Below are 13,039 nucleotides of genomic sequence, written 5' to 3'. Positions count from 1 at the left end.
TTGTAATCAATTAGGCAGCGTGATGTAGAAATAAGGGGGATGGGAGACTGTTAATCAAGGGTTAATACAATTGGGTTCACATTTCTGTGGTATCCCCTGGAGCCTATGCCTGTCGGCGAAAAAAGGGAGGCTCGATAAGATCGGGGAGCCATTGTGTTTGTAGTATAGACGGGATAATTGTAAGTTTGTTGTATATTGGTTTTACCCCTCAATAGACTAATTGAAATATGGATTACCCTACAATACCTGTATTAAATGTTGCTCACGAATTTGGTAGAGACATTTCTCCTTTTTTGGCAGACCTGGTAGTATTACCTATTGATAGCAGTGGATCAGCAGGTCAATTGAATACAGAAGTATTACAGAACCTACGTTATACTTCAGATGTCTTTCCGACTGAGGAGGAGCTGATAAATGGATATCACTATTATAAAAGAGATGAAGACGGCATTAATGTCCTGTTTGTTGTCACTGTTGGTGATGGTAAGACCTCGAACCTTTTAAGAAATAATCTAAGAACGGCGCTAAGGGAAGTGAGTTTGCGAGGTAATGATCAGACGATATGGATCCCACTTATGGGAACCGGGGCAGGGAGGCTTACGTTTGAGGAAAGTCTTTCTATTACTGTAGCAGCAATAAATGATGCCAATGAGGCATATGAACTTGTTGCTTACTTCTATATCTCATTACCAGATTCAGTGGATGAAAATTTGCTGGAACAGCAAATGAAAAGTAATAGTCGGGTAGCTACTAAGGATAAGATTACGAGTGCGCAGATTTTTGTGGATAATTTAAAAGTGAACGCCTACGTTTTTAACCCTAAATGGGCCGAAAACTCCAAGTTGGATCAATTGATACAGAATGATTCCTGGAGTAAAAATGATAACTCGAGCCCCTTGTCAAAATTAATGGAGGCAGTAAATATTGGGGATATTGTTTTCTACAATATGGCACATAAGTCTTACTATTCAACTTTGAAAGAAGAGGAGGATAATTTTACATTAGAACTCACTGCTATTGGGGTAGCTATTACTATTTCTGGAGAACAGAGAATGAAAATTGACTGGAGAATAGCAAATGTCAACGTGGCTGTTACAACACATTTGCCATATTCTGGAATACTTCAACAAGCTGAAAAAAAGGATGTCATAAAAATTCTCAGGCATTTTAGCCCTGTTGATTGGGCTAAAATTGGCGATGTGACATTGCCGATATCCGGTGTTGGGGCAAATGTTTTAATTAGTAGAATAGGTCACTTTCATAGTGATATTGATACCGCAACAGATCACCTGGATATCTCCCAGGATGTTGGTGCTTTCGCGCGGATTATTGCTGCCAGAAGCTTCCAGCCTCCACTTGCCATCGCACTTTTGGGTAAATGGGGATCTGGAAAAAGCTTTTTCATGGAGCAGTTGAAGCGGAAGATAGAGGAGTTGTCCAAAAGTAGCATGGAGGATGCATATTGCGCAGGTATCGCCCAGATTCATTTTAACGCATGGTCTTATATGGATACTAATCTTTGGGCCAGCATCATTTCAAGAATTTTTGAACAGCTAAACATATATATTCAGGCCGATGACTCAAAGGAGGGGGCAAAGAAAGAAATCAGGCAAATCCTTACAAAGAGCCTGAACATTACCAAAGAGGAGATTACCTTTCTTGAAAGTAGGAAAGGGCAAATTGACAGCCAGATAGAGGTGCTGAAAAGTAAAGAGAAAAGACTTCGGATTGATTTAGCAAAGAAGATACAGGCTGTACGAAGAAAGACAATAAAGTCTGTAATAGCGAATGTAGATCAGCAATTTCATGTCAAGAAGCGGATTATCAAATCGCTGAACGAGAACAGGTCTTTCGGCAAATCTAAAAAGGAGCTAAGACAAATAGTTCCGGAAGAATACTGGAATAATCCGGAGGAAGCATATAAGCAAGCAAAGTCAACGTATTCATTTCTACGCACGTTTTTTCGAAAGGGTAAAATTCTCTCCAACACCTTGTGGTTATTCTTTATTGTTTTCCTAATAATTGCGATACCTATGGGGTTGCATTGGCTGGAACAACAAATATCCATAACTGGATTTCTTATTCCTCCATTTGTAATCACATTTCTGTCTTCAGCAGCAGTAATGTTTGTAAGAGTGATGGCTGTTTATAAAGAGCTACGACCGGTGATAGCTTCTTTCTGGAAAATAAAAGTAGATTATGAAAAGGAAATAGAAGAAGCCATTGATAAGATGAAGCAAGACGAAAAGGCGCTGGAGCTTGAGATTGAAAAGGGGAGAGCTGAATTAATTATTATCAATGAACAGATGGAGTCCGCGAAGATAATACAGGCAGATTTAGACTTCAGAATCAGTAATGCGCTCGCCACTGAAACACTATATAATTTTATTGATACGCGATCCAAAAGTGAAGATTATCGAAAGCATTTGGGGATTATCTCTATTATTCGAAAGGATCTGGAAATTCTGAACGGCCTTTTTTATGACCATCAGGGGGAAGTAAAAGCAAATGGTGAAGCAGAGATATTCAGGAGTCATTTTAAAGTGAAACTCCAAAGAATTGTACTATACATAGATGATTTGGATCGCTGTCCTGAAGACCTGGTCGTGCAGGTGCTGGAAGCGGTCAATCTTTTGATGGCATTTCCACTTTTTGTAGTGGTGGTGGGGGTGGATTCCCGCTGGATAAAGAATGCTTTGATTAAAAGGCATGCCTTGCAGTTTGGTGGAGTAAGGGATCAATTAAATGAAAATCTGGAATACTTAGAACCGGCTGATTACCTGGAGAAAATATTCCAGATTCCTTTTCACCTGAAAGAACCCAATGATACAGCCGTTAAAAGCATGATCCGCAAGCTGGCAAATACCAATACTCCTTTTGTCACTACAAAAGTGGATACAAAATCGGTTAAATCTGATCGGGTGAAAGACCCTGAAAAGCATATGGAAAATCACATAGTAGTACAGCCACGACGTGTGGGTAAAGGGACTTTTTGGACGCAGGAGCGTATACAAGCGGAAATTGCTGGTATGAACTCAAAGTCGGGAATGGCAAACGACAATCATCAAACAGAACTGAAAGAACAGATCGAAATTCTAGTTTTAACTGAGAAGGAAGTGGAGATTATGCAACAGATGTCGGAATTTGTTGGTAATAATCCCAGAACGGTGAAACGATTCGTAAATATCTTCAGAATAATTAAAGCGCACGAGGCTTTTAATTATAAAAATGAAGATAATACACAGGAGGTGACTGCAATACTATTCATGCTATCATTGTCACTGGGGCCGTTCAAAAGACTGGTGCCTTATTTTGTTGAGAACTTTTCCAAAGCAACAGGTGACATACGTAATCTCCATCAATTTTTTAGGAAGAATAACACCACTGTCAATATTGAAGCATTGAACAGGCAATTGGAGCAAAGAATACTTGGAAATAGATCATTTAAATTGGATTTAGGTGTAGGGGGAGAGTTTGTTAAACACTACGATTTCATCAAACGATTTACCTTCAAAGATATATAGCAGCATAAAATCCAGACGCAGCTAACCGGGGCGGCTTCAACAAGCCGCCCTCACTATAATTCCCCCCTTTGCCAATATCCCCCACCTCTTAGCCAATATCCCCTACAACCATCTCCCCTGAAAGCATTTTCTTTGCCTTTCCACCCTGCCTGAGAAAATATCCCGGCAGTTCCAAAGAATTTTGTATAAATTAATTGTATTGAAAACACTCATCTGCACCACTCCCGGCAATTTTGAATACGGCTTAGGCGCTATGCCCCAGCTGCAGCCTGGTTATGCCATTATTAAAATAAAGAAGATAGGGATCTGCGGCACCGACCTGCACGCCTTTGAGGGCACACAGCCTTATTTTACCTATCCGAGGATACTGGGGCATGAACTGGCCGGAGAAATAGTCGCCGTGGATGAGGTGCCGGGATTTAAAACCGGTGATATCGTTACGGTGATTCCTTACGAAAACTGCGGTACCTGTATTGCCTGTAGGGCTGGAAAGCCTAACTGTTGCGAGCAGATAGCGGTGCTGGGGGTGCATAAAGACGGTGGTATGGTAGAGTACCTGGCTGTACCAGGTCGTTTGCTGGTGCAGGGGGAAGGACTCACACCCGAGCAGCTGGCACTGGTAGAACCGCTGTCGGTGAGTGCGCATGGCATCCGCAGGGCAGGGGTGGAAACAGGCGAATATGTGCTGGTGATGGGAGCGGGGCCGATAGGGCTGGCTGCCATGGAATTTGCCCGTATTGCCGGGGCACAGGTGATCTGCATCGATATCCACGAAAAACGACTGCAGTTTGCGAATAGGGCGCTGGGGATCCCACATGTGCTGAATGCGAATGGGGACATTGCCAGGCAGATAAAGGACATTACCGGGGGCGACATGCCCACCGTAGTGATAGATGCCACCGGCAACCAGAAAGCCATCAACAATGGCATTCATTACCTGGCGCATGGAGGCAGGTATGTGCTGATAGGGCTACAGAAAGAACTGCTCATGTTCTCTCATCCGGAATTTCATAAAAGGGAAACCACCCTGATGAGCAGCCGGAATGCTACCCGGACCGATTTTGAACAAGTGATCCGTTGTATAAAAGAGGGACTGGTACGACCGGAAACCTATATCACGCACCGTATTAAATTCGGGGAAGTGAAAACCGCGTTCCGCGCTTTACTGGACCCACATAATGAAGTGATCAAGGCTATAGTGGATATGTAACCCTTTTCGCCCAATCATCTGAAAAATCAGTGTATGATGAAGTCCCCGTTGTTACTGTTGTTGCTATTGTTCAGCTCCGCCACACTGGCCCAAAAAGTTCGGGTACATAGCCTGTTGTGTAACGGACAGGGTAATAACCCGCTTGGTATCGATGCTGCCAAACCTGTATTCAACTGGCAGTTGACCACCAGCAAACCCCATATCCATCAAACAGCCTACCGCATTTTGGTGTCAGATGATTCAGTGAAGCTGGCACACAACAAAGGCAACATCTGGGACTCGAAGAAAGTCATGTCGGATGAATCTATCCAGGTGCCCTATGCCGGCAAAACGCTGAAGCCAGCCACCGTGTATTATTGGAAGGTAATGGTATGGAACAACGGTATTCCGTCCGACTGGAGTCGTTCGTCCTACTGGCAAACCGGGTTATATACACCCGGCGACTGGAAAAATGCACAATGGATAGGATATGAAGTGCTGCCGGACAGCCAGCGGATAGTGCCCGCCATTACGGATGACAGCAACGAAAAGTACCGGCACCGCAATGATATACTGCCATTGCTGAGAAAGGAGTTTAGGATTAGCAAACCGCTGGCCAGGGCCACTGTTTTTATTTCCGGGCTGGGGCAGTTTGATCTTCATCTCAACGGAAATAAAGTAAATGGTTTTCTTGACCCCGGTTGGACAAAATACGATGAGCATGCACTGTATGTTACCTTTGACGTAACAAGACATCTGCAAAACGGGGCTAATGCCCTGGGCGTGATGCTGGGTAATGGCTTCTTTTATATACCCGGCGAAAGATACCGTAAACTCACCGGTGCTTTTGGTTATCCACAACTGATATGCCGCCTGTATCTCCAATACCAGGATGGTACTACCGATAATATCGTCAGCGATCCCACCTGGAAAGCCGCCCCGGGTCCGGTTACCTTTTCCAGTATTTATGGGGGAGAAGATTATAATGCGCTGCTGGAACAAGCGGGGTGGGATAAACCGGGATTTCCCGATGCGGCATGGCGTAATGCAGTGCCGGTACACAGCTCGCCGCAACTACATGCACAAACAAACGGGATGAGCAGGTATGACCCTATTTTCCCGGTGAAAATTACGCAGCCTAAGCCAGGCGTGTGGTTGTATGATATGGGACAAAATGCATCTGCCATTCCTCATCTCACCGTAAAAGGCAATGCGCATGCCGTGGTCAGATTAATACCTTCGGAACTGCTGACATCCGATGGGCTGGCAGACCAGTCGCCGGTAGGCAGTCCCGTATATTTTAATTATACCCTCAAAGGTGATAGTGTAGAAAACTGGGAGCCCAGGTTCATGTATTATGGCTTTCGTTATGTGCAGGTACATGGGGCGGTGCCTAAGGGACAGGCGAATCCCGGTCATCTACCGGAAATTGACCTGGTGTACAGTATTCATACGCATAATAATGCACCACATAGAGGCGATTTCCATTGCTCCAATGAATTATTCAATAAAACGTTTACCCTCATCGACTGGGCTATCCGTAGCAATATGAGCAGCGTGCTGACGGATTGTCCGCATCGCGAAAAACTGGGTTGGCTGGAACAGGCGCATTTAGTCGGCAGCTCTATCCGCTATAACTATGATGTTGCTACGCTATGCCGTAAGGTAGTACAGGATATGATCCATGCACAAACTCCGGAGGGCCTTATCCCGGACATCGCACCTGAGTACGTACAGTTTGATGGCGGCTTCCGCGACTCGCCGGAATGGGGTAGCAATGGCGTGATACTGCCCTGGTATATGTACCAGTGGTATGGTGATAAAAGTGTGCTGGAAGAGAGTTATGAGATGATGACCCGTTACGTGGCCTATCTCGAAAAAAAATCAGATCATCATATCCTCCGGCATGGGCTGGGCGACTGGTACGACATTGGACCTGAATTTCCCGGTGAATCCCAGCTTACGCCCAAAGGAATTACAGCTACGGCTATGTACTATTATGACCTCAGTATTTTAACGAAAGTAGCGGGTATTTTAGGGAGAAAAGAAGATGCACACAAATATCTGGCTTTGGCAAATGCGGTAAAAGGTGCTTATAATACCACCTTCTTTAACGATAGCACCAAACAATACGGAAGTGGCAGCCAGGCAGCCAATGCCATGTCGGTGTACATGGAGCTGGTAGATGCCCGTGATAAAGCAGCTGTAGTAGAAAATATTATAGAAGATATCCGTCAACATAATAATGGCATCACTGCGGGCGATATTGGTTACCGTTATCTCCTGCGGGTACTGGATGAGGAAGGCCGTTCTGATGTGATCTATGATATGAACAGTCGTTCCGATGTTCCCGGCTACGGACTTCAACTGGCTAAGGGAGCTACCGCCCTCACAGAATCCTGGCAGGCCTATCACAATGCATCCAACAATCATTTTATGCTGGGGCACCTGATGGAATGGTTTTATACCGGTTTGGCCGGTATCCGGCCAGCGCCAGGCAGCGTGGCTTTCCGCGATATCGTGATCCGTCCGGAGCCGGTGGGAGACGTGACTGCTGTTGACGCTAATTACGAATCACCCTATGGTTCCATTTTTTTAAAATGGAAAAAAGAAGACGGGGATTTCTCTATGAATGTGGTAATACCCGGTAATACTCATGCTACTATTTATGTGCCGGCATTGTCTACTTCAGATGTAACGATGAACGGGCAGCGCCTCACCGAGGGTTATAAAGATGGGCATTACGTGATTGCAACCGATTCCGGAGAATATGCGTTTGTTGTTACCAATACACCGCCTGTTAATAGTTCTGCTGGCAGCTATGCCGGTAATATTAAATAGTTAGGCATCCATAGTATATGTTATTACTTTTAAATTCTCCATACATAATTTTTCCTATTCAAAAATCTCATTTTTGTCGATTTTTAAAATGAACAAGAATGAATGAAAAAAAAGCAGACTGAATAGAACTGAATAAATGTTTTATTCGGACTCTTAGTATATTTGAATGGGTTAACAATCCTCCCTCAACGGAGGGTGACAAACAATGTACGAAGGCAGCTGCCCTTTCCAGGGTGGCTATTTTTTTGCAAGACAGTATATCTGGGCAGTTGCCTGGAATTGGTTCAATAAGAAAGCCGTTCTTTTCAGAGCGGCTTATTGATGTTAGATCATTTATGTTAATTGTTATGATAGGAACAAGTCCTTCTGTAATTTACCGCCTGGTACCACCGCATACTTTTCAAAATCCGTAACACCGGCCGCCTTCAATACCTCTTCATCTATGAATGTGTGTCCTGTATAAGACGCAGGCTGCGCTAAAATATATTCCACTGCATCTGCGATAATATCCGGGGTACGGCTCCGGTTAATCAGTGCGTCCCCACCCAGCAGGTTTTTTACCGCCGCTGTTGCAATGGTAGTAGCCGGCCATAAAGCATTGGAGGCGATCTTATACTTTGTCAGCTCTTCAGCCCAGCCCATCGCCAGCATGCTCATATTATACTTGCTGATGGTATAGGCTACATGAGGGCTAAACCATCTTGGGTCCATGTTAATGGGAGGTGATAAGGTGAGTATATGTGGATTATTACCTTTTTTCAGATAAGGAATACAATGTTGGGTTACCAGGAAGGTGCCGCGTACATTAATATCATACATCAGGTCGAAGCGTTTGGCAGGGGTTTCTTCTGTATTGGTGAGTTGAATCGCCGAGGCGTTGTTGATCACTACGTCAATGCCCCCAAACTTTTCTACTGCCTGTTGAACAGCTTGTGCAATCTGTGCTTCTTCCCGGATATCTACCTGCACCGCCAGGGCCTTGCCACCGGCTTCTTCTACTTCTTTGGCAGCAGAGAAAATGGTACCTCCCAGCCGCGGGTCTTCTTCCACGCTTTTGGCAGCAATGATGATATTGGCGCCCTTGCTGGCTAAACGTAATGCGATTGCCTTGCCTATGCCGCGGCTTGCGCCGGTAATTAAGATGGTACGTTGCTGAAAAGACATAACCCTTGCTTTTTACAGTGAGAAAAGAAAAGGAATTTAAGGATTCTTTCGCTGACTGCAAAAAGCAAGGGTTATTTTGAGGGGATAAAGAAAAAAATAGCGGGACTAGGAATAGCCCCGCGAGTCACCAACCTAAAAAATCAAAAGGGGTGATTAAGAAAACTTCATTGGGCATTACGAACTGCGATGAAGGAACAATCAAAATATGATTCGAATAGATTAATAAATTTGGTGGAGTCCTTCATAGCGATGGACTTGGCAATTTGCAGCGGAGTCGATTTGGTACCTACCGTTAACTGAAAAGCATGGATCATTTTACGCTGCAGGTCAAAGGCTTCCAGGGTAATCTGATAGGTATTTTCAAAAGCTGTTCTCAGTTCCTGCGCATTCACATCGAGGTGATAGGCAATTTTCGCCAGGTTAAATTCCTCTTCCACATTTTCTATCATGTACTCCACCGTTTCTTTCAGCGCATACTCCATCTCGTCAGAATAATAAATATTGGGGAGATGGGCTATTTTGTCCTGGTTCGCGAAGTTGATAAACAGGTCGAGGCAGCATCTGTACAGGAATTTATCTGCCGGCATCTCGATATACTTGCATTCATTGATGGCCTTAATAAGATAATTACATACCAGGTTGATTTTATAAGGCCTGTCCTGCAATGCGCCGCTGCCAGGCATCAGTTCCTTTTTAGCCAGTTGTGCCAGCTCAGGATGCTTTTCGCCTAACGCAGCCAGGTCCTGTGGTAATACATTAATATGGAAGCTGAACATTTCATCACCTCTTTTCATCGGGGCTTCATGAAACAGCGAATTTAATTTAAAGAGGTTTACTTCTTTGCCATTCAGCGGATAAGTACCGTTTTGAGCTATTTCTGCTTTGGTACCGCCATGCGCCATAAAATGAAGTACTACGATTTCTCTGCAGGTAACCGGTAATAAGTTAATAGCTTCCATCGCAAAGATTTCATGCATCCAGAGTGAAAATACGCCTAACCGGATACACTGACATACCATGTCGAAGTCGTAATCATGGGTATAGAAAACTTTTGCAGCCGGAATAATCAGGTGTTGGTACTCTTCCGGAATCATTTCCACAGGCGTGAAATTCGTGTCATCCGTTTCAATTTTCAGAATCTTTTCGGGGAGGTTAGTTTTCTTTGGCTTAGCCATAAAACAATGAGATTTAAATGTTAATTGTTTTTGTTTTCCGGAGCCTGCTGATAGGGTGATTGGCAGTTTGCTACTCGTTAAATAGGTTCACATAGGACAGTAACAAACTATTTCAATCGGCTGTCAGTATTGTATCATTAATTGTGTCTTTTAACGGTTACTTAGGATCTACTAATAATACACGACTAAAATTCCCAGCGTACTATAGTAATTAAACTTTTTTTTAGAGAATTTATGGGTAGCAGGATGAAATAGGATCATATTTTAAGTTTTATTATCAGTTTGAAAAAATAGGTCACCAACAAGACTATTAGCGACGTTTTCATAGAGTGCACATGGGGCGTAAACCATCCGCCCACATGTACCGCGTAATGCGTTTAGTTATTTGTAGGCCAGGTCGGCTGGCCGGATTTCATTTTTTGGAGGGTTTCAGCGTAGATTTTTTCGTCTGGATTGCCTTTCCTGATTTTTAGCGCTTTTTCTTCCCACTGGATAGCCTCACTAGATTTATTAATTTTATGAAGTAGATTAGCATAAGTGTCAAAAGATTCAGGCTCCTGTTTGTCCCAAGTTTCAATGCAATATTTCATTACATCCGCAGCAAATGAAAGCACCTTTGCATCATTCACATGTTCAAATAATGGCCATGTAACATTGTTGATCATGTAGTCAGGGTGATGTAATGCCTTCCTAAAGTATAAAACAAAGTATTTACCATAGGATTCCCAATCCTTATTAATTCCGGAATAATACATTCGTTTCCCTAAGACTAATTCTTCTCCTATGTCGCCATATTTATTTGTAATAGCTTGTTGTAAGCTATCCCAGTTCAAAATAGACGAATTAGCATTTAAATATGGTGTTACTTCTTCTCTGTCAATAATGCCTTTTAATTTGTAAATGACAGTATTTGCTCCGAGAACAGCATCCACTTTTGGGGCGTTTGATTGAAACATTTCGAACCCCTTATCTGTAGATCTTCTTGTGATTTTATCAATGAATATTAAGTTCTCTTTTGAATACGGATCTTTAAGGTGGTTAATGTATTCGCGACCAATGAGAGTCGTTTGAGGTTGATCTTTTTTTCTGATGGCCATTAATAGCAATCGTCTTAGAAACGAAGAATCTCTTTCACCTTTTTCATAGGCTGTAGTTAGTTCTATGTATCTATTGTCATTGTCTTTAGTATCGATATCTTCTGCAAGGACAAACTTTGGATCGAGTTGGAAGCCCGTTGTTTGATTAATTAACTTATTATTAATAGTCCTGATTTCAGTAATCGGAATTTTAATGATCTCTCTATCATATGTTAATAATCCATTTTCTTCGCCTTCCACATCGTACGGTTCAGTATATATGGACCCACTGAGTCCCTCCAATTCCAACTTTTTTAATTCATTGACCATTTCCCTATATTTTGCTTTAAGCTCTTCTGGTGGTACTTGAATATACCCCCACCCTTGAACATCATCCCATTGGTGGCCGGGTACCGAAACGCCAACTCCGCCAAATTCTCCTACCACCTTAGCTTTACCTGCTTGCCCTGGTGTATTTCTTGGATCCGGATATGAATGGACGTCTGTTAAGTCGCTGCTTATCCATGGAGAGCGCGAAGGCGCTCTTAACTGATCATTTACATACAGTAATTCTCCTGAGTGTCCATTAACTATTCTGCTGGAGTCATATTTTTTTACCCATTCCGTCAATCGTTGCTGATCATAGGCACCCCATCTTTCATTAAAAAGCACCCAAATGATTATGCTGGGATAATTATGCAATTGATCCATTGTTTCCTTTACTTCTTTTTCAAAAATTTGTTTAGATCCTTCTGGGAGTTGATGCGGAGGATTGACAAAGTCCTGCCATACCAATACCCCAATTTTGTCTGCATGGTAGTACCATCTGTTCGGTTCTATTTTTATATGCTTTCGGATGGTGTTGAATCCCATGGCTTTGGCTGCTTTTATATCAAATGCTAATGCCTCATCAGTAGGAGCAGTGTAAAGTCCTTCTGGCCAAAATCCCTGATCGAGTACTCCTAAGTTATAAGTGTATTTGTTGTTTAAGAAAATACGATCTGATCCCTTTTCATCTTTTTGAATGTCAATCTTGCGCATTCCAAAATAACTTGTGACTTTATCGATAATATTATGACCTTTAATAAGTTTTATAGAGAGATCATACAAAAACGGATCATCAGGAGACCATAAACGTACATTTGGTATTTCTAATGATAAAGATGTTGCACTCTTATCCCGACTTATAAGTTGTTTTTTTGTGTTTATTATCTTGCCATTTTGAATGGCAGATACTTCCAGGGTTAAATCTGGTGTCTCCGCTGTGGTATTGATACTTATATTAAGGACTTCTTTATCGATATCAGGAGTAAATTTTATGCTTGAAATATGCTTAGCTGGTACTTTCTCCAACCAAACGGTCTGCCATATACCACTTGATGGTGTATAATATATATTTCCGGGATTGAGTACTTGTTTTCCATGTGGATTAGGGCCTTGATCAGTTGGATCGAAAACTTTTACTACGAGTTCATTTTTCCCTGGGATTAGATAGTCAGTGATATCAAAGAAGAAGTTTTCATATCCGCCTGTATGTTGACCAATTTTCTTTCCGTTTATAAAGACTGTTGATTCCCAGTCTATGGCATCGAAATGCAATAGAAGGCGCTCATTGGTGGGGAGTTTTGAATATTGAAAAGTTCGTTTATACCACAAGCGCTCCTCCGGCATCAATTTTTTTTGGACACCAGAAAGTGCTGATTCAATAGGAAATGGTACTAATATCTTATCAGTATAGTTATTAGGCACAGTTTGACTGGAATCAGTAATCACATATTCCCATAATCCATTTAGGTTTTCCCAATTTTCACGGACCATCTGTGGACGGGGATATTCTTTTAGTACATTATTTGCACCGACATCTTTGGCCCACCTCGATTGAATGTGAATCGGTTGCATTTTATAAGATCCGTGCACCGAATTTTGGACTGATGAACTATTTACTTTCTGCGCATGGCAGAAGAATGGTAGTGAAAGTCCAAATACTAAACATTTTGCTTTACTTTTCATCATTATTTTTTTGGGCTAAAATTCACTTGAAAGTATCAAGTTTTTATTCAGGTTAAGTTA

At 42.5% G+C, this 13,039-nt stretch carries 6 protein-coding genes; 3 read left to right on the top strand and 3 right to left on the bottom strand.

Features of this window, described 5'->3' with window-relative positions; translation table 11 throughout:
• Positions 1–227: 227 nt before the first annotated feature.
• The 3 genes from AB4Z08_RS01360 (at position 228) to AB4Z08_RS01350 (ending at position 7,554) form a co-directional block, all read left to right on the top strand.
• Positions 228–3,524 (top strand): P-loop NTPase fold protein, encoded by a 3,297-nt coding sequence (locus AB4Z08_RS01360; RefSeq protein ID WP_441571968.1) that lies wholly within the window; start codon positions 228–230, stop codon positions 3,522–3,524.
• 199 nt (positions 3,525–3,723) lie between these two features.
• Positions 3,724–4,734, top strand: coding sequence for a zinc-binding alcohol dehydrogenase family protein (locus AB4Z08_RS01355; RefSeq protein ID WP_441571967.1), 1,011 nt, complete (start codon positions 3,724–3,726; stop codon positions 4,732–4,734).
• Positions 4,735–4,767: 33 nt separating this feature from the next.
• Entirely contained in the window at positions 4,768–7,554 is a 2,787-nt protein-coding gene (locus AB4Z08_RS01350) for a family 78 glycoside hydrolase catalytic domain (RefSeq protein WP_441571966.1), read from the top strand.
• Positions 7,555–7,899: 345 nt separating this feature from the next.
• On the opposite strand, the gene AB4Z08_RS01345 is transcribed toward AB4Z08_RS01350, so the two are convergent.
• The 3 genes from AB4Z08_RS01345 to AB4Z08_RS01335 form a co-directional block, all read right to left on the bottom strand.
• Entirely contained in the window at positions 7,900–8,718 is an 819-nt protein-coding gene (locus AB4Z08_RS01345) for an SDR family oxidoreductase (protein WP_441571965.1), read from the bottom strand.
• A 164-nt stretch (positions 8,719–8,882) separates the two neighbouring features.
• A complete protein-coding gene (locus AB4Z08_RS01340) occupies positions 8,883–9,893 on the bottom strand; it encodes a hypothetical protein (protein ID WP_441571964.1) in 1,011 nt (336 codons plus the stop codon).
• A 377-nt stretch (positions 9,894–10,270) separates the two neighbouring features.
• On the bottom strand, positions 10,271–12,979 hold the full coding sequence (locus tag AB4Z08_RS01335) for a glycoside hydrolase family 2 protein (protein ID WP_441571963.1): 2,709 nt from the start codon (positions 12,977–12,979) through the stop codon (positions 10,271–10,273).
• Positions 12,980–13,039 lie beyond the last annotated feature (60 nt).

The sequence above is a fragment of the Chitinophaga sp. RAB17 genome (assembly GCF_052114225.1).
GTDB lineage: Bacteria > Bacteroidota > Bacteroidia > Chitinophagales > Chitinophagaceae > Chitinophaga.
This window is presented reverse-complemented; position numbering and strand designations above follow the sequence as displayed.